The organism is Pseudomonas sp. KH_017 (assembly GCF_057840285.1).
In genome coordinates this window covers 3,608,574-3,631,534 of sequence record NZ_CM174509.1, presented here as the reverse complement: position 1 = coordinate 3,631,534, position 22,961 = coordinate 3,608,574, and the positions used below count along the sequence as shown (strand labels likewise).

The 22,961-nt window shown below is 62.7% G+C and carries 21 protein-coding genes; 15 read left to right on the top strand and 6 right to left on the bottom strand.

The genetic code is table 11. The annotated features are described in order from the left end of the window. Positions 1-109 precede the first annotated feature (109 nt). Both nosP and nahK read left to right on the top strand, forming a co-directional pair. Positions 110-1,267, top strand: a complete 1,158-nt coding sequence (gene nosP / locus AC3IT6_RS16500) for a nitric oxide-sensing protein NosP (protein ID WP_223447112.1) — start codon at positions 110-112, stop codon at positions 1,265-1,267. Beyond that, positions 1,197-3,830, top strand: a complete 2,634-nt coding sequence (nahK, locus tag AC3IT6_RS16495) for a hybrid sensor histidine kinase/response regulator NahK/ErcS' (RefSeq protein ID WP_489351178.1) — start codon at positions 1,197-1,199, stop codon at positions 3,828-3,830. Before nosP ends, nahK begins: the two co-directional genes overlap by 71 nt. Positions 3,831-3,942: 112 nt before the next feature. On the opposite strand, the gene AC3IT6_RS16490 is transcribed toward nahK, so the two are convergent. From AC3IT6_RS16490 to AC3IT6_RS16465, 6 genes are all read right to left on the bottom strand, one after another. Then, on the bottom strand, positions 3,943-4,608 hold the full coding sequence (locus tag AC3IT6_RS16490) for a response regulator transcription factor (protein WP_108215949.1): 666 nt from the start codon (positions 4,606-4,608) through the stop codon (positions 3,943-3,945). 56 nt (positions 4,609-4,664) lie between these two features. Then, complete coding sequence (locus AC3IT6_RS16485; RefSeq protein WP_489351176.1) at positions 4,665-5,222, bottom strand: PQQ-dependent catabolism-associated CXXCW motif protein; 558 nt, start codon at positions 5,220-5,222, stop codon at positions 4,665-4,667. A 239-nt stretch (positions 5,223-5,461) separates the two neighbouring features. Continuing rightward, positions 5,462-6,253 (bottom strand): ABC transporter permease, encoded by a 792-nt coding sequence (locus AC3IT6_RS16480; RefSeq protein WP_489351174.1) that lies wholly within the window; start codon positions 6,251-6,253, stop codon positions 5,462-5,464. Beyond that, positions 6,250-6,981 carry an ABC transporter ATP-binding protein gene (locus AC3IT6_RS16475; protein ID WP_223447122.1) on the bottom strand — a complete coding sequence of 244 codons (732 nt, stop codon included), beginning with the start codon at positions 6,979-6,981 and terminating at the stop codon, positions 6,250-6,252. Before AC3IT6_RS16475 ends, AC3IT6_RS16480 begins: the two co-directional genes overlap by 4 nt. After that, positions 6,978-7,937, bottom strand: coding sequence for a YVTN family beta-propeller repeat protein (locus AC3IT6_RS16470; RefSeq protein ID WP_223447124.1), 960 nt, complete (start codon positions 7,935-7,937; stop codon positions 6,978-6,980). The genes AC3IT6_RS16475 and AC3IT6_RS16470 overlap by 4 nt, the downstream gene beginning before the upstream one ends. A 30-nt stretch (positions 7,938-7,967) precedes the next feature. Continuing rightward, positions 7,968-9,152, bottom strand: a complete 1,185-nt coding sequence (locus AC3IT6_RS16465) for an ABC transporter substrate-binding protein (protein WP_489351171.1) — start codon at positions 9,150-9,152, stop codon at positions 7,968-7,970. 210 nt (positions 9,153-9,362) lie between these two features. On the opposite strand from AC3IT6_RS16465, the gene pedF reads away from it, so the two are divergent. The 13 genes from pedF (at position 9,363) to AC3IT6_RS16400 (ending at position 22,935) form a co-directional block, all read left to right on the top strand. After that, on the top strand, positions 9,363-9,824 hold the full coding sequence (gene pedF, locus AC3IT6_RS16460; protein ID WP_489351169.1) for a cytochrome c-550 PedF: 462 nt from the start codon (positions 9,363-9,365) through the stop codon (positions 9,822-9,824). 3 nt (positions 9,825-9,827) lie between these two features. Next, positions 9,828-10,703: a substrate-binding periplasmic protein gene (locus AC3IT6_RS16455; protein ID WP_489351168.1), complete on the top strand. Its 876-nt coding sequence runs from the start codon at positions 9,828-9,830 to the stop codon at positions 10,701-10,703. 10 nt (positions 10,704-10,713) lie between these two features. Continuing rightward, complete coding sequence (locus tag AC3IT6_RS16450; protein ID WP_489309591.1) at positions 10,714-11,475, top strand: quinoprotein dehydrogenase-associated SoxYZ-like carrier; 762 nt, start codon at positions 10,714-10,716, stop codon at positions 11,473-11,475. Positions 11,476-11,491: 16 nt separating this feature from the next. Next, the gene (locus tag AC3IT6_RS16445) at positions 11,492-12,430 is read left to right on the top strand and encodes a quinoprotein relay system zinc metallohydrolase 1 (RefSeq protein ID WP_489356593.1); all 939 of its coding nucleotides are present in this window, start codon (positions 11,492-11,494) and stop codon (positions 12,428-12,430) included. A gap of 274 nt (positions 12,431-12,704) precedes the next feature. Further along, positions 12,705-14,480 (top strand): PQQ-dependent methanol/ethanol family dehydrogenase, encoded by a 1,776-nt coding sequence (locus tag AC3IT6_RS16440; protein WP_223447161.1) that lies wholly within the window; start codon positions 12,705-12,707, stop codon positions 14,478-14,480. Between the two features lie 230 nt (positions 14,481-14,710). Then, on the top strand, positions 14,711-16,231 hold the full coding sequence (exaC, locus tag AC3IT6_RS16435) for an acetaldehyde dehydrogenase ExaC (RefSeq protein ID WP_046037291.1): 1,521 nt from the start codon (positions 14,711-14,713) through the stop codon (positions 16,229-16,231). A gap of 258 nt (positions 16,232-16,489) precedes the next feature. Then, positions 16,490-16,561 carry a pyrroloquinoline quinone precursor peptide PqqA gene (gene pqqA, locus AC3IT6_RS16430; protein ID WP_003253598.1) on the top strand — a complete coding sequence of 24 codons (72 nt, stop codon included), beginning with the start codon at positions 16,490-16,492 and terminating at the stop codon, positions 16,559-16,561. Positions 16,562-16,616: 55 nt separating this feature from the next. Beyond that, positions 16,617-17,531, top strand: a complete 915-nt coding sequence (gene pqqB, locus AC3IT6_RS16425; protein WP_489351165.1) for a pyrroloquinoline quinone biosynthesis protein PqqB — start codon at positions 16,617-16,619, stop codon at positions 17,529-17,531. 143 nt (positions 17,532-17,674) lie between these two features. Further along, complete coding sequence (gene pqqC / locus AC3IT6_RS16420) at positions 17,675-18,427, top strand: pyrroloquinoline-quinone synthase PqqC (RefSeq protein WP_057715191.1); 753 nt, start codon at positions 17,675-17,677, stop codon at positions 18,425-18,427. Next, complete coding sequence (pqqD, locus tag AC3IT6_RS16415) at positions 18,424-18,696, top strand: pyrroloquinoline quinone biosynthesis peptide chaperone PqqD (RefSeq protein ID WP_489351162.1); 273 nt, start codon at positions 18,424-18,426, stop codon at positions 18,694-18,696. Before pqqC ends, pqqD begins: the two co-directional genes overlap by 4 nt. After that, positions 18,674-19,816, top strand: coding sequence for a pyrroloquinoline quinone biosynthesis protein PqqE (pqqE, locus tag AC3IT6_RS16410; protein WP_489351160.1), 1,143 nt, complete (start codon positions 18,674-18,676; stop codon positions 19,814-19,816). Before pqqD ends, pqqE begins: the two co-directional genes overlap by 23 nt. Before the next feature lie 235 nt (positions 19,817-20,051). Continuing rightward, positions 20,052-21,215 carry an alcohol dehydrogenase-like regulatory protein ErcA gene (ercA, locus tag AC3IT6_RS16405; protein ID WP_489351158.1) on the top strand — a complete coding sequence of 388 codons (1,164 nt, stop codon included), beginning with the start codon at positions 20,052-20,054 and terminating at the stop codon, positions 21,213-21,215. Next, positions 21,199-22,935: a PAS domain-containing hybrid sensor histidine kinase/response regulator gene (locus tag AC3IT6_RS16400; RefSeq protein WP_489351156.1), complete on the top strand. Its 1,737-nt coding sequence runs from the start codon at positions 21,199-21,201 to the stop codon at positions 22,933-22,935. Before ercA ends, AC3IT6_RS16400 begins: the two co-directional genes overlap by 17 nt. Positions 22,936-22,961: the final 26 nt, after the last annotated feature.

Sequence of the window (22,961 nt, the reverse complement as noted above, 5' to 3'; positions counted from 1 at the left end):
AACCGTCTCATCCCATCGAAGCGGCTACCCGCTACCCAAGTAGCATTCGTCGCCCCCCACAGACTTCGTACACTCGTGCCTCATACACACGCACCTGCGGGAGGTAAGGATGCAGCAGAGCGAAGGCGTCGTCAGTGCAATGTCCCAGGCCACCGATGCCCGGCAGGTCGCGCAGGAACTGGCACGCCAGTTGTTGCACCCGCACCTCGGGTTCGTGCTGTTCTTCTGTTCCGCCGAGTACGACTTGCAGGCGCTGGGCCAGGCCTTGCAGCAAAGTTTCGGCGGCATTCGCCTGGCGGGCTGCACCAGCGCCGGGGAAATCACCCCGCTGGGCTACGGGCGCAATTGCGTGACAGCGGTGGGTTTCGATCATCGGCACTTTTCCATTGCGATCGAGCTGATCGACCAGATGGAACACTTCAGCCTGATCGACGCCCAGCAAATGGTCGAGCGCCTGGTCAGTGGCTGTCGCAGCAACACCCTGGCGCCGATCAAGGGCAACAGCTTTGCCCTGACCCTGCTCGATGGCCTGTCCAGCCGCGAAGAAATGGTCCTGGCGGCCTTGAGCGCGGCACTGGGCGACATTCCGCATTTCGGCGGTTCGGCCGGCGATGACAACTATCTGACCCATACCCATGTGTACTTCGATGGCGAGTTCCACAGCGGCGCGGCCGTGGTGGTACTGGTCAATACCTGGCTGGATTTCGAAGTGTTCACCACCCACCACGTGCTGCCGCGCGCCGAGAAGCTGGTGGTCACCGGGGCCGACAGCACCTTGCGCCGGGTCTTCGAACTCAATGCCGAACCGGCTGCCGAGGAGTACGCCCGGCACATCGGCGTGCCGGTGGCGCAGCTCGATCACCGGGTCTTCGCCGCGCACCCGTTGGCGGTGCGGATCAACCAGCAGTACTACGTGCGGGCCATCCAGCAGGTGCATCCGGACCTGAGCCTGAGTTTCTACTGCGCCGTGGAAAACGGCATCGTCCTCACCGCCATGACCCCGGGGCCGATGCTGCCGAACCTGCAGAGCCTGTTCGAAGGGCTGCAGGAGCGCCTGGGCGATTTGCTGCTGACCATCGGTTGCGACTGTTTCCTGCGGCGTCTGGAACTCGAAGACGACGGCAGTCTAGATCAGATCGGCGCGTTTTTGCGTGAGCAACGGGTGATGGGTTTCAACACCTATGGAGAACAGTTCAATGGCATGCACATCAACCAGACCTTCACCGGCGTTGCCATTGCCCGTGGCCGTGCCCCAGGACATCGCTGAGCTGCAGGCCGAACTGGCCGGACTGCGCCTGGAAAACCATAAACTGCAGCGCATCAATGGCGCGCTGATCGAACGGGTCGAGTCCGGGGGAACCCGCGGCAACGATCCGTACGCGGCATTCCAGCATTCAGTGGTGCTGGCCGAGCAAGTGCGCGAACGCACCGATGCCCTGAACCAGGCCATGGCCGAACTCAAGGCCGGCAATCATTTGCTCAGCGAAGCCCGCCTGCGCGCGGAAACGGCGCATCAACACCTGATCGATGCCATCGAAAGCATTTCCGACGCCTTCGTCCTGTTCGACGCCGAGCAGCGCATCGTGCTGTTCAACAGTCGCTTCAAGGCGTTCTGGCGCAACAGCCGGGTGCGGATCAACGCCGGCATGCGCCTGACCGAGGTCAAGCGGCTGATGATGAACAATGGCCTGTTCACCGAAGAGCCACGCGGGCATGCCGACGAAAACCTGCTTTACCGCCTGCAGAACGGGCGCTGGCTGCAGGTCAGCGAGCGGCCGACCCAGGAAGGGGGGCGGGTGATTCTGTTCACCGACATTACCGACGTCAAACTCAGCGAAACCATGCGCCGTGAGCAGGCGGTGGCGCAGAAGTCGCATCTGTTGCAGCGGGCGGTCGACAACCTGTCCCAAGGGGTGGCGATGGTCAGCGCCGAGGGCATCCTGGAATTGTGGAACCGGCGTTTCCTGGAGCTGAGCGGCCTGGCGCCGGTGGCGGCCCATCGCCCGTTTGCCGAAGTGATCGCCGACAGCGAGTTGAACCTGCTGACCCCGGCCAGCCGCGATGGCAACGGGCGACCGGTCCGCGAATGCGAGCAGCGGCTGTACGATGGCCGGGTCCTGGAAATCCGCACTCATCCGTTGCCCACCGGCGGTTTCGTCAACACCTTCACCGACATCACCGAACGCTACCAGCACGCCGAGGCGCTGAGTGAAAGCGAACACTGGATTCGCCTGATCACCGATCACGTACCGGCATTGATTGCCTACCTCAATGCCGATCTGGTCTACGAGTTCACCAACAAGGTCTACGAAGAGTGGTACTGCTGGCCCCGCGGCGTGATGCTCGGCCAGAGCCTGCGCGAAGTGCACAGCGAACAGCATTACCAGCGGCTGGAGTCCTACGTGGCCAGGGCGCTGGCCGGCGAGAGCGTGACCTTCGAGTTCGCCGAAACCAACGTCAACAACCAGGAGCGCTACATGCTGCGCTCCTATGTGCCCAACCGTCTGGCCAGTGGCGAGGTGGTGGGGATTTTCGTGCTGATCCGCGACATCACCGAGCGCCGCCGCACCGCCGAGGCGCTGCATCAGGCGTATCAGAACCTGGAGCTGCGGGTACGCGAGCGCACGGCGGAATTGACCACCCTCAACGACCAACTGCTGCGCGAGATCGATGAGCGTCGCCTGGTCGAGTCACGCTTGCGCGAGGCCAAGCAGGAAGCCGAGCAGGCCAACCTGTCGAAAACCAAGTTCCTCGCCGCCGTCAGCCACGACCTGCTGCAACCTCTGAATGCCGCACGACTGTTTACCAGTGCCTTGCTGGAGCGGCGCGAGCCGATGTCCAGCGAGATTCTGGTGCGCAACGTGAGCAATTCCCTGGAAGACGTGGAGAACCTGCTCGGTACCCTGGTGGATATTTCCAAGCTCGATGCGGGGGTGATCAAGGCCGACATTGCGCCGTTCGCCCTCAGTGAACTGCTGGACAACCTGGCCGCCGAATACACCCAGGTGGCGCGCAGTGAAGGCCTGCAATTGCACTTCATCGGCTGTTCGGCGCTGGTGCGCAGCGACATCCAGTTGCTCGCGCGGATTCTGCGCAACCTGCTGAGCAATGCGATTCGTTATACCTACAGTGGTCGCGTGGTGCTCGGTTGCCGGCGGCATCATCAGTGCCTGACCATCGAAGTCTGGGACAGCGGCATGGGCATTGCCGAGCATCGCCTGGAGGAGATTTTCCAGGAGTTCAAGCGCGGTGATGTGCAGCGGCCCGATCAGGATCGCGGTTTGGGTCTGGGCCTGGCGATCGTCGAGAAAATTGCCGGCATCCTCGGGCATCCGATCCATGTGCGCTCGTGGCCGGGCCGGGGCTCGATGTTCTCGGTCGAAGTACCCTTGAGCGCCACCGCGCCGACACCGCCGCCGGCGTTGCAGATGAGCGAGCCGATGCTCGAGCGCCTGCGGGGTGCGCGGATATGGGTGCTGGACAATGACGCGACCATCTGTGCCGGCATGCGCACCTTGCTCGAGGGGTGGGGGTGTCGGGTGGTGACGGCGCTGTCGGAGGAGGACCTGGCGCGGCAAGTGGACAACTACTATGCCGAGGCCGACCTGCTGATCGCCGATTACCATCTGGACAATGATCGCAACGGTGTCGATGCCGTAGCCCGGATCAATGCCCGGCGCGTGTCACCGATTCCTGCGATGATGATCACGGCCAACTACAGCAATGAACTCAAGCAGCAGATCCGCGAACTGGGCCACACCCTGATGCACAAGCCGGTGCGGCCGATGAAGCTGAAGACGGCGATGAGTCATCTACTCGGCAGGCCTTGAGTTTTCTGGTGCGCTCACGGGCCTCTTCGCGAGCAAGCCCGCTCCCACAGGTACATCGCTGTCTTTGTGGGAGCGGGCATGCTCGCGAAGGGCGCGCCGCGGTCTTACTGACTCAACGCCGCAGATAAGACCCGAAATCAATATCCCCGGCACTCAGGATCGCCTGCACCCGGTTGTGCACGTTGAGCTTGCGCAGGATCGCCGACACGTGGGCCTTGACCGTGGTCTCGGCGATTTCCAGGGTGTAGGCGATCTGCTTGTTCGATTCGCCCTTGGTCATGCGCTCCAGCACCTGCAGCTGCTTGCGGGTCAGGGCCTGGAGCAGTTCGGGCGGGAAACTCGGGGTGTCGTTCATCCGCCGGTGGGTGCTGCTTTTGGCGGTGCGGATGATGTCCGGCGGCAGGTAGACGTTGCCATTGAGAATCTGCTGGATCGCATCGGTCATCTGGGTGCGGGGTGACGACTTGGTGATGAAACCCACCGCGCCGTAGGTGATGGCTTGCAGCACGATCTGTTTGTCTTGCTCGGCGGAGACAATCACCACCGGAATGGTCGGCGCTTCGTTACGCAGGTTGATCAGGCCATTGAGCCCGTGCATGCCGGGCATGTTCAGGTCGAGCAGGATCAGGTCCAGGTCGTCGTGTTCCTGGGTCAGGGCCAGGGCGCTGTCCAGGTCGGCGGTTTCCATCACTTCGCTGCCGGCAAAACCGTCGCTGATGACGTTGTGGATGGCTTCGCGAAACAGTGGGTGATCGTCGGCAATCAGAATTTTGTACATGGCCTTTCACCTCATTATTTTGATTATGGTGTGGCAACAACACGCACGCGTAAAGCTCAGGGAAAGGGTTCGGGCCGGGCTGGCGAAACCGGCAGATTGGCCGCTTGCCAGGCGTCCAGGCCATCGCGATACCAATACAGAGTCTTATAGCCCATGGTGGCTGCGCGCTTGACCGCATTCCAGCTCAACCAGCAGTCGGAGCGGCAATAGAAGACCAGCGGTTGCGTCGGGTCGCCGGCGGTCAGCTTTTTCAGGTTGGCGGCGAAATAGTCCTGCCATTGCGGCGTCAGGTCGCCGTCCCCGGTATTGGCCAGCCAATGGCTGCCGGGCAGGTTTTCATGGGGCTGGTCTTCGATGAATTGCCCTTGCAGCCACTGACGGCGGTAGACGTCGATCAGCACCGGGCGCGGGGTTTGGCCGAGCAGGGTTTGCAGGGCGGGGGTGTCGACGATGGTTGCGCCTTGCAGCTGGTCGGGCGTCGGGCTGCGGTACAGGCCGATGCGATAGCCATCGGCGGAGAACAGCGCAGTGTCGGCCTGCGCGGTGCTCAGCAGCAGGCCCAGGGACAGGGCGGCGAGAGCAGGGCGCAACAGGCAACGTCGGGCACGTGGCATGGGTTCAGTCCTTATAGTTATGGACCTATTACATGCCAGTCGGGGGGCGTTGGGAATGCGACGATAGACAGGGAAACCAGTACTAAAGTAGTAATTTCACCCTGTTCAATGAAGATCAACTGTGGGAGCGGGCTTGCTCGCGAAGGGGGCGTCACATCCAATAAATGAGTTGACTGACACAACGCCTTCGCGAGCAAGTCGAATCGTCGCACCGCCGCTCCCACATTGGGATTGTGTTGTCAGCTGGATTTGCGCAAGGCCGCATGCTGCGGGTTGAAGGTCAGCACGGCGAGCAACGCAAACAGCAGCGTCAGCCCCGTGCACACCGCCAGTGCCAGCGGATTGAAGCGTTCATACAGGGCAAAACGCACCAGCTCCACCGCATGGGTGAACGGATTCACCGCGCACAGCCAATACAGCCACTCGCTGGCCTCGCGCATCTTCCACAGCGGATACAGCGCCGATGACAGGAAAAACAGCGGGAAGATCACGAAATTCATCACCCCGGCAAAGTTCTCCAGCTGGCGGATCGCGTTCGACAGCAAAAGACCCAGTGCGCTGAGCATCAACGCCACCAGCAGCAGGGCCGGCAACGCCAGCAACAGGCCCATCGCCGGTGGCTGCACGCCGTAGACCCAGGCAATCGCCAGGAATGCATACACCTGCAACAACGAAATCAGTGAGGTGGCCACCAGCTTGCTGCACAGCAGAAAGGTTCGGGGCAGGGGGCTGGTCAGCAGCACGCGCATGCTGCCCATCTCGCGGTCGTAGACCATCGACAGTGAGCCCTGCATGCCGTTGAACAGCAGGATCATGCAGGCCAGCCCGGGAATGATGTAGACCTCATAGGGAATGTAGGTGTCGTAGGGTTCGATGATCGCGATCCCCAGCGCTGCGCGAAAACCGGCGGCGAACACCAGCAGCCACAGCAGCGGCCGCACCAGGGCGCTGAGAAACCGCGTGCGTTGCAGTACAAAGCGCAGCCATTCGCGCAGCACGATACCGCTAAAGCATTGCCAGTAAGCGTTCATTGGGCAGCTCCTGATGTTGTCAGGCGGGTGAAGGCCGAACCGAGGTCACCGCCGTGTTCCAGGCTCAGGGCATCGGCCTGTCCGCTGGCTACCAGCCGGCCTTGATGCAGGATCAGCAAGTCATCGCTGGGCTGTACTTCATCGAGCAGGTGGGTGGTCCAGAGCACGCTGATGCGCTCTTCGCGACACAGGCTGCGGATGTGCTGGTTGAGCGCCAGGCGACTCGCCGGGTCGAGGCCGACACTGGCTTCATCGAGCAGCAACAGACGCGGCTCGTGCAGCAGGGCGCGGGCAATTTCCACCCGGCGTCGATGGCCGCCATTGAGTTCACGCACCCGTTCGCGGCGGCGGTCGGTCAGGGCCTGGCGGGCCAGTTCGGCGTCGACCCGAAGGTCGGTCTGACGCCGGGACAGGCCATGCAATGCGGCGTGATAACGCAGGTTCTGCTCAACGCTGAGGTCCAGGTCCAGGGTGCTTTGCTGGAACACCACACCCAACTGCTTGAGCGCCGGGCGTGCCGCGCTGCGCAATGAGCAGCCACCGACGCGGATCTCGCCGTGCTGCAGATCATAGAGCCGGGTCAGCAGGGCAATCAGGGTCGACTTGCCCGCGCCGTTGGGTCCCAGCAGCGCGGCGAAACGCCCGGGTTCCAGGCTGAAGCTCACCTTGCGCAAGGCCTCTCGAGCGCCGTAGGCAAAGCTCAGGTCGCTGACTTCAAGGGCGTTCATGGTGTCACCACCACGCCCCAAGGGTAGCGTCCGACTTTCACCGATTTGCTGACCCTGAGACTGTCGACATCGATCACCGAGACATCGCCGCTGACGCCGTTGGTGACCAGCAATTGCTTCTGATCCGGGGTGAACGCCATCTGCCAGACCCGTCGACCCACCAGCAGGTAATCGAGAATCTCGAAGGTCTTGGCATCGATCACCGCCACATGATTGGCCGGGCCGAGGGCGACGAAGCCGTACTTGCCATCGGCGCTGAGCTTGATGCCCACCGGCTGGACCTTGTCCGGGTGCACGCCCTTGATCTGGAAGTTCAGGGTCTTGAGCACGGTGCGGCTGGCCACATCGAGAATGGTCACGGTACCGCCGATTTCCGCCGAGGCCCAGAGCCGGGCGCCATCGGGGGAGAACTCGACGAAGCGCGGGCGCTGGTCCACCAGGGTGCTGTCGGCCAGGGTCTGGGTGCTGGTGTCGATCCAGTGCAGCATGTTGGTGGTTTCGCTGGTGTTGACCGCCCACTTGCCGTCAGGGCTGACGGCCATGCCCTCGGGTTCGACACCGACTTCGATCTGGCCGAGTACCTTGGAGGTCTCGGTGTCGATCACCGTGACCAGCGCATCGTCTTCGTTGGAGACGTACAACCAGCGATTGTTCGGGTGCAGGGCGAATTGCTCGGGGTCCTTGCCCGAGGGCAGTTCCTTGATGATCTTGCGCGTGGCCACGTCCATCACCTGGACCCGGTCCGAGTCACTGGCGCAGATGTACAGCAGCTTGTTGTCATGGGACAGCAGCAAGCCGCGGGGGCGCTGGCCGACGGGCAGGGTGTCGGTGACTTGCAGGGTCTGCAGGTCGATCAGGCTCAGGCTGTTGTCCTTTTCGTTGGAGACCCAGGCAGTGCTGGCAACGGCATGGCCAGCGGCGAGCAGCAAGGTGCAAGAGAGCAGGGTGCGGCGCATGGCGGATTCCTTGTTGTTGTGATTATCGGCTCAGGGAAAGCGGCAGCTGACCTCGGGTTTGTCGTAGCCCAGGCTGTCCATCTCGTTGAACGGGTGCAGAAAACCGTCCTGGGGGGACGTACTGACCAGCGCCCGGGGCTGGACGATGGGAATCTGCTGGCGCAACTGGCCGTTCCACGGCCGGTAGCTGAGCTTGCGGCCCTTGAAACCGTCGAGCGGCAACTGGTCGCTGATTTCCAGCGTACGGATCGCCATCGGCTCGGCCTGGCGCAATTTGCTCACGGCGCTGGCGATACTGCGCACGGCGATCCACGCGGCGAAATCACGGTCATTCATCCAGCGCCCGGTCAGGGCTTCGAAGCGTTTTTGCAGCTGCGCGGCGCCGTAGGTTTCCACGGTCTTGTGCCAGCCCACCGGGGTCAGGCCCTGGGTGCCGGCGACCGGGCGCGGGTACCAGGTCTGGTAGGGCACGTATTCACCGAAGTCGCCGCGTTCATCGGCCACCAGGACCACGTCGTACTCGGCGGTCTGGGTGAACAACGGCATATCCGCCTGGGCGCTGCGGCGTTGGTCGTTATCGAAGCTCCAGGGTTTTTCCGCCACCAGTTGCAAGCCGAAGCGCTTGGCCCCGCGGCGCAGGGCGGCGGCATAGGCTTGATCGTCGGGCGTCGGGCCGACAATCAGCAGCGCCCGCTGCCATTTGCGCAGCACCAGAAACTGCGCCAGTGCATCGGCGAGCATCGCCCGGCTCGGCAAGGTGTGCAGCACGTTCGGCAGGCAATCGGTGGTGCGCAGGCTGTCATCGGGGCTGCCGGCGTTGAACAGCAGGCTGTCGGGCAGTGCTGCACTCAATTGGCGCAGGCTGGTCGCGGGGGCATTCACCACAAACAGGCGCAGACCTTGTTCGTGCTGAGCCTTCGCCGCTTCGAGCAAGGCTTCGGGGCTGTCGACACTGGCGCTGACCAGGCTGTAGCCGTGGTTGAGAAAACGCCCGGTGCTGTTGCTGTCGGTGATCGCCAGTTCGGCGCCGCGCAGCCCGGCATCGGTGGGCTCGGGGATGACGTTCGACAGCAGCGGGCCGGGGTCGGGGCGATAACCCAGGTAGCCGATCCGCACCTGCAAGGGCGCATCGGCGGCCTGGCTCTGGGTGGCCAGGCCGGCGGCGCAGGCAATCGCCAGCAGGTAGATCAGGGCGTAAGGGACGAGCTGGCGCATAGGGCACTCCATTACAGGTAGCGCCAGCTTAGGTAGCCCGTGAAGCTGAGGAAATATGCAGAAAGTACCGGTGGTGTCCATCCAGCGCCTTACTACCAAGGGACTAGGTAGCGACCACCAAAGCAGCATGGGGTGAGTGCGATGCCGTTTCTAAGATGGCTGCCATAGCCTCTGCCAAGAGGTTTTGCGTGCAATCCAGAGGGCATAACAATGACAACAAAACGCAACGCCTTGCTCGTGACCGGGCTATTGGCCGGTCTTATCAGCGCAGGTTCCGTCTGGGCCCACGGCAACGTGGTACCACAGGCCGTGGAAACCAAGGGACTGACGCCAATCAAGGACGCTGGCGTGCAACTCGATGCCGATGGCTGGGCCGCGGTAAACCCGTATCGCACCGCCCCGGAACATGACAAGGCAGTGGAAATCGGTGCCTCCGCCTACACCCAGAACTGCGCGGCCTGTCATGGCCTGGAAGCCAAGTCCGGCGGTATCGCCCCTGACTTGCGCATGCTCGATGTCGGTGAGGCGGGCGATGAATGGTTCGCCGAGCGGGTGCGCCATGGCGCGGTGCGCGACGGTCGGGTGTACATGCCGAAGATGGCCGACTACCTGAGCCAGGAAGCCCTGTGGGCGGTGCGCACTTATCTGGACACTGTGCACGTCGAGGAGTGACCCATGCGCCTGCTCGCGGTGTTGATCAGCGCTCTGTGGCTGTGCTGCCAGGCGGCGCAGGCGCAGGTTCGCAACTACGACGAAATGATCGCCGCCGGGGAGCTGAAGGTGGCGGTCTACAAGGACTTCGCCCCTTACAGCTTTGAAAGTGCCGGACAGCCTCGCGGCGTCGATGTCGAACTCGCCGAAGCGTTGGCCAAGGCGCTCGGCGTGCGCCTGACGCTGATCTGGGCGCCGGCCGGGGAAAAGCTCGATGACGACCTGCGCGATTACATCTGGCGTGCCAGTGCCTTGCACAACCAGCAACTGGCCGACCTGATGATGCGCGTGCCCTACGACCGTGACTACGCACAGAAGCGCAACGAGTTCGGCGAACTGGTCAACGGCCAAGTAGTGATGTTCGGTCCGTACCAGAACGAACAATGGCAGGTGGCCTATGACCGCCGACGATTGGACAAGGTCGCCAGCGTCGCGGTGTTCGAGCATCACCCGATTGGTGTCGAAGTCGACAGCGTGCCTTCGTTCTACCTGACCTCGGTGTTCAACGGCATGCTCGCCGGCAAGACCCATCACTATCCTGGCGTACCCCAGGCGTTTGCCGCGATGAAGGCCGGTGAGGTCGACGCGGTGATGGCCATGCGCGGCGAAATCGACTGGCAGGTCCATGAAGCGGCCGACCCGCAAGTGGCACTGGCGCAGAATGCCTATCCGAACATGGGCAAGCAGCTCTGGGAGATCGGCATGGCGGTGCACGAAAGCAATCGTCAACTGGCCTATGCCGTGGAAGAGGCGCTGGAAAGCCTGATCCGCGAGGGTTCGGTGAAGACCATCTACGGCCATTACGGTCTGCGTTACGACGTGCCCGAGATGTATCAATAAGGAGCAGGCGATGAAATGGCGAGGGAGTTGTCTGTTGGCCTGCTGGTTGAGCCTGGCGGCACAGGCTGGCGCTATCGATCCGGGTAAAGACCCGGTGCCATCGGTGATGTGGGCCTTCTATCAGCAGCAGTTTCTCGGCAATGCGCCGTTCGTTTTCGATGAGCGGGTCAAGCTGCTGGCGCCGCCGTTTGCCGAAGATGCCCGGCAGGTGCCGCTGGAAATCGACGCCCGGGCGTTCAAGGGCGAGGTGGTGAAAATCCTCGCCTGGGCAGAGCTGAACCCGTTGCCGAAAATCGTCGACTTCCAGCCGCTGAATTCGGTTTTGCCCTGGCTGTCGTTGCGCATTCGCATCGAACAGGCCACGCCCTTGCGCGCAGCGGTGTTGACCCGCGACGGCGTGTGGCATGTCGGTTCGACCCTGATCGACGCCGCCGGTGGCGGTTGCACCGCGCCGAGCGTGGTGCGCACGCAACCGGGCTGGGAAGAGCACATCGGCGAAGTGCTCGGCGGCCGTTATCCCCGGGGGGAATTCAGCCGTTTGCGTATGCAGGTGGCGCATCCCATGGACAACGGCATGGTCAGCGGCATTCCGGAATTCTTCATCAACCATGCCGAGCTGCGTGACCACAACGAGCAAGTGCTGGCCCGGCTGGAGCTGTTTCCGGCGGTCAGCGAAAACCCCAACCTGGCCTTCGACATCGAAGGGGCAGGGCAAACGCGCCTGCTGCTACGGGACAACAGCGGCAATGAGTTCGATGCGTCGATCCCCTGACCTCAAGGAGCGTGGCATGCGCTGGATCCTGTTGATGGTGTTAAGCGTCAGTCTGCCGGCCCTGGCCGATCTCGAGTATTCGCTCAAGCCCCGGCAGATCGCCCAGGACACCTGGCTGCTGGAAGGCAGCACGGATAATTTCGCCAAGGCCAACGGCGGCAACATCGTCAACACTGCGTTCATCGTCACTGAGCGCGGAGTGGTGGTGATCGACACCGGCCCGTCCCGGCGTTACGGCGAAGCGCTGCGCAAGGCGATTGCCGCCACGACCGACAAGCCGGTGGTCGAGGTCTTGCTGACCCATCACCACCCGGACCATGTGCTGGGCAATCAAACCTTCAGCGACGTGCCGATCGGCGCCCTGGCCGGCACCACCGAGCTGTTGCACCGGCAAGGCGATGCGATGGCCGAGAATATGTACCGGATGGTCGGCGACTGGATGCGTGGCACCGAAGTGGTGCTGCCGACGCAGACGCTGGCACCCGGCGTGAAAAGTTTTGGGAATCACGATCTGCGTCTGCTGAGCCTGGGTGGGCATACGGGCGCGGATCTGGCTATTCTCGACCAGCAAACCGGCGTGCTGTTTGCCGGGGACCTGGTGTTTTATCAGCGGGCGCTGACCACGCCCAACAGCCCAGGGCTGTCAGTGTGGCTGGCGGACATCGCGACCCTGCGAGGTTTGCCCTGGACGCTGGTGGTGCCCGGCCATGGCCCGGTGGCCAGTGACCCGCAGCCCTTCGAGCAGATGCGCGATTACCTGACCTGGCTCGATCAGCTGATGCGCGACGGCGCCGTCAATGGCAGCGACATGGCCGAGATGATCCGTAGCCCCATCCCTGAACGTTTCGCCGGGATCAACCTGAGCCGCTACGAACTGATCCGCAGCGTCAGTCATCTGTACCCGCGCTACGAGCGCGAGCGGATGACGCGGGTGGATTCCAACGCAAAAAACTGACCCACCCCGATCTAATGTGGGAGCGGGCTTGCTCGCGAAGGCGGAGTGTCAGGCGACATCGATGTCGAATGTGCCGGCCTCTTCGCGAGCAAGCCCGCTCCCACAGGGGACTTTCATCGGGCACAAAATCGCTGCTCATCTCCTCCTACCCTGTACCAAGGAACTAGCAATCTCCTCATTGCGGGCAATTGTTGCCAGGACGGCGGCGCTCAAGAATCTGCACCAGACCGGGAAAATTTTCCGGAAATAACAAAAATCCGCAGAGGAAGCCGTCATGACCCAACCCGCACGTCGCCAGCCCTTCGTCTTGAGCCTGCTGCTCAGTGCCATGCTGTTGTCCGGCCAGGCATTGGCCGGGGTTTCCGACCAGGACATTCTCCAGGACCCCAAGAACCCGGAACAGGTCGTGACCAACGGCCTCGGCGTTCAAGGGCAGCGCTACAGCCCGCTGGATATTCTCAACGTCGACAACGTCAAGGAGCTGCGACCGGCGTGGGCGTTTTCCTTCGGCGGTGAGAAACAGCGTGGCCAGCAGGCGCAGCCGATGGTCAAGGACGGCGTGATGTACATGACCGGGTCCTACTCCCGGGTGTTCGCCGTGGATGCACGCACCGGCAAAAAACTCTGGCAATACGATGCACGCCTGCCCGATGACATCCGCCCTTGCTGCGACGTGATCAACCGTGGCGTCGCGCTGTATGGCGACCTGGTGATTTTCGGCACCCTCGACGCCAAGCTCGTGGCGCTGAACAAGGACACCGGCAAGGTGGTGTGGAGCAAGAAAGTCGCCGACCACAAGGAAGGCTACTCGATCAGCGCCGCGCCGCTGGTGATCAACGGCAAGCTGATTACCGGCGTGGCCGGTGGCGAGTTCGGCGTGGTGGGCAAGATCGAGGCCTACGACCCGAAAAACGGTGACCTGTTGTGGACCCGGCCAACGGTCGAAGGCCATATGGGCTTCGTCTACAAGGACGGCAAAGCGGTGGAAAACGGCATCTCCGGCGGCGAGGCGGGCAAGACCTGGCCGGGCGATCTCTGGAAAACCGGCGGCGCGGCCCCTTGGCTTGGCGGCTATTACGACCCGGAAACCAACCTGCTGCTGTTCGGTACCGGCAACCCGGCGCCGTGGAACTCGCACCTGCGCCCTGGCGACAACCTCTACTCTTCGTCGCGCCTGGCGCTCAACCCCGACGACGGCACCATCAAGTGGCACTTCCAGAGCACGCCCCACGATGGTTGGGACTACGACGGCGTGAACGAGCTGGTGTCGTTCAACTACAGCGAAGGCGGCAAGGAAATCAAGGCGGCGGCCACTGCCGACCGTAACGGTTTCTTCTACGTGCTGGATCGTACCAACGGCAAATTCATCCGTGGCTTCCCGTTCGTGGACAAAATCACCTGGGCCACCGGCCTGGATAAGAACGGCCGGCCGATCTACAACGAAGCCAGCCGTCCCGGTGCCCCGGGTTCCGAAGCCAAGGGCAGTTCGGTCTTCGTCGCGCCGGCGTTCCTCGGCGCGAAAAACTGGATGCCAATGGCTTACAACCAGGACACCGGACTGTTCTATGTGCCGTCCAACGAGTGGGGCATGGACATCTGGAACGAAGGCATCGCCTACAAGAAAGGCGCAGCGTTCCTCGGCGCCGGCTTCACCATCAAGCCGTTGAACGAAGACTACATCGGCGTGCTGCGGGCCATCGATCCGAAAACCGGCAAGGAAGTCTGGCGCCACAAGAACTACGCGCCGCTGTGGGGCGGGGTGCTGACCACCAAGGGCAACCTGGTGTTCACCGGTACGCCGGAAGGTTTCCTGCAGGCGTTCAATGCCAAGACCGGCGAAAAGGTCTGGGAATTCCAGACCGGTTCCGGCGTGCTCGGCTCGCCCGTGACCTGGGAAATGGACGGCGAACAGTACGTCTCGGTGCTCTCCGGCTGGGGCGGCGCGGTACCGCTGTGGGGCGGCGAAGTGGCCAAGCGGGTGAAGGACTTCAACCAGGGCGGCATGCTCTGGACCTTCAAGCTGCCGAAAGACCTCGTGGCCAAGCACTGATCCCTTGTGGGAGCGGGCTTGCTCGCGAAGGGGCCTTCACATTCAACATTGATGTTGCGTGATCCGCCGCCTTCGCGAGCAAGCCCGCTCCCACATTAATTTGTGTGAAATCTACGACCAAATAACGAGAGCCCCTCCTGCCAACGATGCATTCGTCTGGCACGCGGGGCTCTCTAGTATCGGCTCATCGCCTGTCAGTACGACAGGCATCGACCAGACAGAGGCCCACCATGATCTACGCACAACCCGGAACCCCAGGCGCCGTGATTACCTTCAAGCCGCGCTACGGCAACTTCATCGGCGGCGAGTTTGTCGCTCCGATCAATGGCGAGTACTTCACCAACACCTCGCCGGTCAACGGTGAAGTGATCGCCGAGTTCCCGCGCTCCAGCGCCGCCGACATCGACAAGGCCCTCGACGCCGCCCATGCCGCAGCGGATGCCTGGGGCAAGACCTCGGCCCAGGACCGCTCCCTGGTGCTGCTGAAAATCGCCGATCGCATCGAGCAGAACCTTGAGGTGCTGGCCGTCACCGAAACCTGGGACAACGGCAAGGCCGTGCGCGAAACCCTGAACGCCGACGTGCCGCTGGCGGCCGACCACTTCCGTTACTTCGCTGGCTGCATCCGCGCCCAGGAAGGCGGGGCTGCCGAGATCAACGAGCTGACCACGGCCTATCACTTCCACGAACCGCTGGGCGTGGTCGGGCAGATCATTCCGTGGAACTTCCCGCTGCTGATGGCCGCCTGGAAGCTCGCCCCGGCCCTGGCCGCCGGCAACTGCATCGTGCTCAAGCCTGCCGAGCAAACGCCGCTGTCGATCATGGTCTTCGCCGAGCTGATCGCCGACCTGCTGCCGGCCGGCGTGCTGAACATCGTCCAGGGTTTCGGTCGCGAAGCTGGTGAAGCCCTGGCCACCAGCAAGCGCATCGCCAAGATCGCCTTCACCGGCTCGACCCCGGTCGGCGCGCACATCATGCATTGCGCCGCCGAGAACATCATTCCGAGCACTGTCGAGCTGGGCGGCAAGTCGCCGAACATCTTCTTCGAAGACATCATGAACGCGGAACCTGCGTTCATCGAAAAAGCCGCCGAAGGGCTGGTGCTGGCGTTCTTCAACCAGGGCGAAGTCTGCACCTGCCCGTCCCGGGCGCTGGTTCAGGAATCCATCTACGAGCCGTTCATGGCCGAGGTGATGAAGAAGATCGTCAAGATCAAGCGCGGCAACCCGCTGGACACCGAGACCATGGTCGGCGCCCAGGCGTCCGAGCAGCAATACGACAAGATTCTCTCGTACCTGACCATCGCCCAGGAGGAGGGCGCCGAACTGCTCACCGGTGGCGCGGCCGAACGTCTGGAAGGCGACCTGTCCAGCGGTTATTACATCCAGCCGACGCTGCTCAAGGGGCACAACAAGATGCGTGTGTTCCAGGAAGAAATCTTCGGCCCGGTGGTGGGTATCACCACCTTCAAGGACGAAGCCGAAGCCCTGGCCATCGCCAACGACAGCGAGTTCGGCCTCGGCGCCGGCCTGTGGACCCGCGACATCAACCGCGCCTACCGCATGGGCCGGGCGATCAAGGCCGGGCGCGTGTGGACCAACTGCTACCACCTGTACCCGGCGCACGCGGCGTTTGGTGGCTACAAGAAGTCCGGTGTCGGTCGGGAAAACCACAAGATGATGCTCGATCACTATCAGCAGACCAAAAACCTGCTGGTGAGCTACGACATCAACCCGCTGGGGTTCTTCTGATTCCTTAAACACGCCGCATAACCTGTGGGAGCGGGCTTGCTCGCGAAGGCGGAGTGTCATTCAGCAGAGATGTTGACTGGCACACCGCTTTCGCGAGCAAGCCCGCTCCCACATGGGGTTTGTGTGATGCCAATGACCGCGCAACACCCCCTACCAAATCACCCCGCAAACTCCTTCGAAAGTAGCATTCGGGCCCTCATCGCCCCGTGCATTAATGGCTCTACCGGAATCACCCGGGCACAAGAAGAGGAATGACCCATGTGGACTAAACCCGCGTTTACCGATCTGCGCATTGGCTTCGAAGTGACGATGTATTTCGCCAACCGTTGATTGACCACCCGGCCAGCCGATGCGGTGGCCGGGCCTGCCTTCTGGAGCATCTGCCATGCACATCCGCGTTCTCGGTTCCGCCGCTGGCGGTGGTTTCCCGCAGTGGAACTGCAACTGCCGCCAGTGCGCCGGTGTGCGCAATGGCAGCCTGCGGGCACAGCGCCGTACGCAGTCGTCGATTGCCCTGAGTGACGACGGTGTGGAGTGGGTGCTGTGCAACGCGTCACCGGACATTCGTGCGCAACTCGAGAGTTTTGCGCCATTGCAACCGGCGCGGCGCCTGCGTGACAGCGCCATCGCCGGCATCGTGCTGCTGGACAGCCAGATCGACCATTGCACCGGTTTGCTCAGCCTGCGCGAAGGCTGCCCGCATGCTGTGTGGTGCACCGAGCGCGTGCATCAGGACCTGAGCAGCGGTTTCCCGTTGTTCAACATGCTCGGACACTGGAACGGCGGATTGCACTGGCAACCGGTCGGCCTCGATCGCCAGCCGTTCAGCATCCCGGCCTGCGGACATTTGCAATTTCGCGCGATTCCCCTGGTGAGCAACGCGCCGCCGTATTCGCCCAATCGCGGCAACCCGCAACCGGGCGACACCATTGGCTTGTTCATTGAAGACCTGCGCAACGGTGCCTCGCTGTTCTATGCCCCGGGCCTTGGCCGAATCGACGATGAAGTGCTGGGCTGGATGCAGCGCGCCGACTGCCTGCTGCTGGACGGCACCCTGTGGCGCGACGACGAGATGCGTATCTGCGAAGTCGGCCAGAGCCTGGGCAGCGAAATGGGGCACCTCCCACAAAGCGGCCCCGGTGGAATGCTTGAAGTGCTGGAGGGTTTCAACCGCCAGCGCAAGGTGCTGATCCACATCAACAACACCAATCCGATCCTCGATGAAGACTCGGCCGAGCGGGCTTTGCTGGAGCGGCGGGGTATAGAAGTGGCTTATGACGGCATGAGTATTGAGCTGTAGCGGCTGGCCCCTTCGCGAGCAAGCCCGCTCCCACAGGTGGTCGGTGTGAACACAAATTTTATGTACACCAGAAATCCAGTGTGGGAGCGGGCTTGCTCGCGAAGAGGCCAGCGCAGGCACCGCAAAAATTCCCGGAGAACAAAATGACTGACACCCCCATGTCCCCCACAGAATTCGAAGCCGCCCTGCGCGCCAAGGGTGCCTACTACCACATCCACCATCCCTTCCACCAAGCCATGTACGCCGGTCGCGCCAGTCGCGAGCAGATCCAGGGCTGGGTCGCCAATCGCTTCTATTATCAGGTCAACATCCCCCTGAAAGACGCCGCGATTCTCGCCAACTGCCCGGACCGCGACGTACGCCGGGAATGGCTGCAACGGATTCTCGACCACGACGGCGTCCCCGGCAGCGAGGGCGGTATCGAAGCCTGGCTGCGCCTGGGCGAAGCCGTGGGGCTGGATCGCGAGCAGATCCTCTCCCAGGAGCTGGTGCTGCCCGGCGTGCGTTTCGCGGTGGACGCCTACGTCAATTTCGCTCGTCGCGCCTGCTGGCAGGAAGCGGCCAGCAGTTCGCTGACCGAACTCTTTGCGCCACAGATCCATCAGTCGCGACTCGACGCCTGGCCGACCCATTACCCGTGGATCGACGTCGCTGGCTACGACTATTTCCGCACGCGCCTGAGTCAGGCGCGGCGCGATGTCGAGCATGGCTTGCGCATCACCCTGGCGCACTACGTGACCGCCGAGGGGCAACAACGCATGCTGGAGATCCTGCAATTCAAGCTCGACGTGCTGTGGAGCATGCTCGATGCCATGAGCATGGCCTACGAGCTTGCGCGCCCGCCGTATCACACGGTCACCGGCGACAACGTCTGGCACCGGGGGATCGCCCTGTGAGCCTGATCGATCGCCAGCAGTCACTGGCCTTGCGGCGCGGTTTTCGTCTGCAATGGGAGCCCCGTCAGGACTGCCATGTGCTGCTGTACCCCGAAGGCATGATCAAGCTCAACGCCAGTGCCGGACAGATTCTCGACCTGGTGGATGGCCAGCGCAGCGTGGCGGCGATCATTGATCGACTGAGCGCCAGTTTCCCCGGGGTACCCGGGATCGACGAAGACGTGCTGGCGTTTCTGGAGGTGGCCCATGCGCAATTCTGGATCGAGTGAGACGCTGCCCGGGCCGCCGTTGTGGCTGCTCGCCGAGTTGACCTACCGCTGTCCGCTGCAATGCCCCTATTGCTCCAATCCACTGGACTTTGCCCGGCACGGCGAGGAACTGAGCACGCAAGAATGGATTCGCGTATTTCGTGAAGCGCGGGACATGGGCGCCGCGCAATTGGGCTTTTCCGGCGGCGAGCCGCTGGTACGCCAGGACCTCGCCGAACTGATCAAGGCCGCCCGGGACATGGGCTACTACACCAACCTGATCACCTCCGGCATCGGCCTGACCGAGCAGAAGGTGCGCGACTTCAAGGTGGCCGGGCTGGACCATATCCAGATCAGCTTCCAGGCCGCCGACGAGGCGGTGAACAACATGCTCGCCGGCTCGCGCAAGGCCTTTGCCCGGAAACTCGCCATGGCCCGTGCGGTGAAAGCCCAGGGTTATCCGATGGTGCTGAACTTTGTCACCCATCGGCACAACATCGACCGGATCGCGCAGATCATCGAGCTGTGCCTGGAGCTGGAAGCGGACTTCGTCGAATTGGCCACCTGCCAGTTCTATGGCTGGGCTGAACTCAACCGCGTCGGCCTGTTGCCCACCCGTGAGCAATTGCAGCGTGCCGAGCGCATCACCAACGAGTACCGCGAACGCCTTGAAGCCCAGGGCCACCCGTGCAAGCTGATCTTCGTCACCCCGGATTACTACGAGGAGCGTCCCAAGACCTGCATGAACGGCTGGGCCAACCTGTTTCTCGACATCACCCCCGACGGCACGGCCTTGCCTTGCCACAGCGCCCGGCAGTTGCCGGTGCAGTTTCCCAACGTGCGCGAGCACAGCCTCTCGCACATCTGGAACGACTCGTTCGGCTTCAACCGTTTTCGCGGCGATGACTGGATGAAGGAACCGTGCCGCTCCTGCGATGAAAAGCACAAGGACCTGGGCGGGTGCCGCTGCCAGGCTTTCATGTTGACGGGCGATGCCAGCAATGCCGACCCGGTGTGCAGCAAGTCGCCGCACCATGGCGTGATTCTCAAGGCCCGCGAGGAAGCGGAGGCGCCGGGGTTGGGGATGGAGCATCTGACGCTGCGCAATGCAAAGGCTTCGCAGCTGATCTATCGCGGATAATTTTAGCGACACAACCCCCTGTGGGAGCGGGCTTGCTCGCGAAAGCGGTGTGCCAGGCAACATAAATGTTGAATGTTAAGGCCTCTTCGCGAGCAAGCCCGCTCCCACAGGGGATCTGTGGTGAATTCGAATGCGAGTACACCCCAGGCAGTGCTACCCATTGGTCTGATTGCATTCACAGCTGGATGGTTTAGTGTGGTTTCTACCTTCCAAAACAATAAAAACAGGCTTTCCAATGAGCCAGAGTCTCAACCAGCTGCGCAAATTCGTTTCCCCTGAAATCATCTTCGGTGCCGGTAGCCGGCACAGTGTCGGCAATTACGCCAAGACCTTTGGCGCGCGCAAGGTCCTGGTGGTCAGCGATCCCGGTGTGATTGCCGCCGGTTGGGTCGCCGATGTCGAGGCCAGCCTGCAAGCGTTGGGCATCCAGTATTGCCTGTACTCCGATGTCTCGCCCAACCCTCGGGTCGAAGAGGTGATGCTCGGCGCCGAGCTGTACCGGGAAAACCACTGCGACGTGATCGTCGCCGTCGGTGGCGGCAGCCCGATGGACTGCGGCAAAGGCATCGGCATCGTCGTCGCCCATGGCCGCAGCATTCTCGATTTCGAGGGCGTGGACACCATCCGCGTGCCCAGCCCGCCGCTGATCCTGATTCCGACCACTGCCGGCACCTCGGCCGACGTCTCGCAATTCGTGATCATTTCCAACCAGCAGGAACGCATGAAGTTCTCCATCGTCAGCAAGGCCGTGGTACCGGACGTTTCGCTGATCGACCCGGAAACCACCCTGAGCATGGACCCGTTCCTGTCGGCCTGTACCGGCATCGACGCGTTGGTGCATGCCATCGAAGCCTTCGTGTCCACCGGCCACGGGCCGCTGACCGATCCCCATGCGCTGGAGGCGATGCGCCTGATCAATGGCAACCTGGTGCAAATGATCGCCAACCCGACCGACATCGCGTTGCGCGAAAAAATCATGCTCGGCAGCATGCAGGCCGGGCTGGCGTTTTCCAACGCCATCCTCGGTGCGGTGCATGCCATGTCCCACAGCCTCGGCGGCTTTCTCGATCTGCCCCACGGCCTGTGCAACGCGGTACTGGTCGAGCACGTGGTGGCCTTCAATTACAACTCGGCGCCAGATCGCTTCAAGGTGATCGCCGAGACGTTGGGCATCGACTGCCGGGGCCTGAATCACCGGCAGATCTGCGGGCGCCTGGTCGAACACCTGATCGCCCTCAAGCACGCCATCGGCTTTCACGAAACCCTCGGTTTGCATGGCGTCAGGACCTCGGACATTCCGTTCCTGTCGCAACATGCGATGCACGACCCGTGCATCCTGACCAACCCACGCGAATCCAGCCAGCGTGATGTCGAGGTCGTCTATGGCGAAGCCCTCTGACGAGCAACAACGGGCCCTGGCCGGGCTGCTGGGGCTGGGCAGCCATTCGGCGCGCAAGAGTCATTACCCGGAGCTGGCCGCGCGCCTGGATGATCTGGAAGCCGAGCGTAACCGCTACAAGTGGCTGTTCGAAAACGCGGTGCACGGGATCTTCCAGGCCAGCCTGCACGATGGCATGCGCGCCGCCAACCCGGCGCTGGCGCGCATGCTGGGCTACCAGGACCCGCAGGAGGTGCTGTTCTCTCTGACCGACCTGGGCAGCACCCTGTTCGTCGACGGCGCGCAGGAGCTGGAAACCATCGGCGAAATCCTCAGGCACCAGCGCAGCCTGCACGGCTATGAAACCCGCTTGCGGCGCAAGGACGGCAGTTACCTGGATGTATTGATGAACCTGCTGCTCAAGCCCGGCCAGGAAGGCCTGGTAGAGGGGTTCGTCTCCGATATCACCGAGCGCAAGCTGGCCCAGCGACGCCTGCAGCAACTCAATGACGAACTGGAGCAGCGCGTCGTCGCGCGCACCGATGAGTTGCTCGAAGCCAACCGTAACCTTCAGCAGCAGATCACCCAGCGCAAACAGATCGCCAAGGCCTTGCGCGATGCCCGCGATGCCGCCGAGGCCGCCAATCACAGCAAGGACAAATACCTCGCCGCCGCCAGCCACGACCTGCTGCAACCGCTGAACGCCGCGCGGTTGCTGATTTCGACCTTGCGCGAACGCCAATTGCCGGAAGCCGAACAGGTACTGGTGGAGCGCACTCACCAGGCCCTGGAAGGGGCCGAAGACCTGCTGACGGATCTGCTCGACATTTCCCGGCTCGATCAGGCTGCGGTCAAGCCGGACGTTGCCTCGTACCGCCTCGACGAACTGCTCGGGCCGCTGGTGTCGGAGTTCCAGTCCGTCGCCCAGGCGGCCGGCTTGAACCTGCGGGTGCGCATGGCCGATTGCGCCATCAGCACCGATTTGCGCCTGATGACGCGGATCCTGCGCAACTTCCTCAGCAATGCCTGCCGCTACACCGATGAAGGCAGCATCCTGCTGGCGGCCAGGCGTCGGGGCGAGATGTTGCGCCTGGAGGTCTGGGACACCGGGCGCGGCATCGCCGTCGACCGGCTCGAATCGATCTTCCTCGAGTTCAACCAGCTGGACGTCGGCCGCGCCGCCGACCGTAAGGGCGTGGGCCTGGGGCTGGCGATTGTCGAGCGCATCGCCAAGATCCTTGGCTACAGGATCGGCGTGTACTCGTTGCCGGGGCGGGGTTCGATGTTCAGCATCGAGGTGCCGATATCCGATGAGGTTCCGCTGCCCGTGAGCCAAGCGGTGCCACAACCGGGCACCGGCAACCCGCTGCCGGGCCGCCGTTTACTGGTGATCGACAACGAAGTGAGCATTCTCGACAGCATGAGCGCGTTGCTCGGGCAGTGGGGCTGCGACGTTCTGGTCGCCACCGATGAAGAGGCTGCGCTGGCGGCGCTGCGCGGGCAGGCGCCGGAACTGATTCTGGCGGACTATCACCTCGATCACGGGGTGGTCGGCTGTGATGTGGTGCGACATTTGCGCGAGCATTTCCACCAGGACATTCCCGCGGTGATCATTACCGCTGACCGCACTGATCATTGTCGGCGTGCGTTGCAGCGGCTCAACGCACCCCTGCTGAACAAACCGGTGAAGCCCGGCAAGTTGCGAGCGGTGTTGAGTCAATTGTTGGGGGCATCTGCCTGAAGCGGCCGATACTGCAGGGTGAAGCC

Bases quoted from the DNA above. Each gene is read 5' to 3' on its own strand.
- pqqE (WP_489351160.1), top strand. From the start codon at position 18,674: ATGCGCAATTCTGGATCGAGTGAGACGCTGCCCGGGCCGCCGTTGTGG.
- AC3IT6_RS16440 (WP_223447161.1), top strand. From the start codon at position 12,705: ATGACCCAACCCGCACGTCGCCAGCCCTTCGTCTTGAGCCTGCTGCTC.
- AC3IT6_RS16465 (WP_489351171.1), bottom strand. From the start codon at position 9,152: ATGCGCCAGCTCGTCCCTTACGCCCTGATCTACCTGCTGGCGATTGCC.
- nosP (WP_223447112.1), top strand. From the start codon at position 110: ATGCAGCAGAGCGAAGGCGTCGTCAGTGCAATGTCCCAGGCCACCGAT.
- AC3IT6_RS16490 (WP_108215949.1), bottom strand. From the start codon at position 4,608: ATGTACAAAATTCTGATTGCCGACGATCACCCACTGTTTCGCGAAGCC.
- AC3IT6_RS16475 (WP_223447122.1), bottom strand. From the start codon at position 6,981: ATGAACGCCCTTGAAGTCAGCGACCTGAGCTTTGCCTACGGCGCTCGA.
- AC3IT6_RS16450 (WP_489309591.1), top strand. From the start codon at position 10,714: ATGAAATGGCGAGGGAGTTGTCTGTTGGCCTGCTGGTTGAGCCTGGCG.
- pqqB (WP_489351165.1), top strand. From the start codon at position 16,617: ATGCACATCCGCGTTCTCGGTTCCGCCGCTGGCGGTGGTTTCCCGCAG.
- ercA (WP_489351158.1), top strand. From the start codon at position 20,052: ATGAGCCAGAGTCTCAACCAGCTGCGCAAATTCGTTTCCCCTGAAATC.
- exaC (WP_046037291.1), top strand. From the start codon at position 14,711: ATGATCTACGCACAACCCGGAACCCCAGGCGCCGTGATTACCTTCAAG.
- AC3IT6_RS16470 (WP_223447124.1), bottom strand. From the start codon at position 7,937: ATGCGCCGCACCCTGCTCTCTTGCACCTTGCTGCTCGCCGCTGGCCAT.
- AC3IT6_RS16400 (WP_489351156.1), top strand. From the start codon at position 21,199: ATGGCGAAGCCCTCTGACGAGCAACAACGGGCCCTGGCCGGGCTGCTG.
- pqqC (WP_057715191.1), top strand. From the start codon at position 17,675: ATGACTGACACCCCCATGTCCCCCACAGAATTCGAAGCCGCCCTGCGC.
- AC3IT6_RS16445 (WP_489356593.1), top strand. From the start codon at position 11,492: ATGCGCTGGATCCTGTTGATGGTGTTAAGCGTCAGTCTGCCGGCCCTG.
- pedF (WP_489351169.1), top strand. From the start codon at position 9,363: ATGACAACAAAACGCAACGCCTTGCTCGTGACCGGGCTATTGGCCGGT.
- AC3IT6_RS16455 (WP_489351168.1), top strand. From the start codon at position 9,828: ATGCGCCTGCTCGCGGTGTTGATCAGCGCTCTGTGGCTGTGCTGCCAG.
- AC3IT6_RS16480 (WP_489351174.1), bottom strand. From the start codon at position 6,253: ATGAACGCTTACTGGCAATGCTTTAGCGGTATCGTGCTGCGCGAATGG.
- AC3IT6_RS16485 (WP_489351176.1), bottom strand. From the start codon at position 5,222: ATGCCACGTGCCCGACGTTGCCTGTTGCGCCCTGCTCTCGCCGCCCTG.
- nahK (WP_489351178.1), top strand. From the start codon at position 1,197: ATGGCATGCACATCAACCAGACCTTCACCGGCGTTGCCATTGCCCGTG.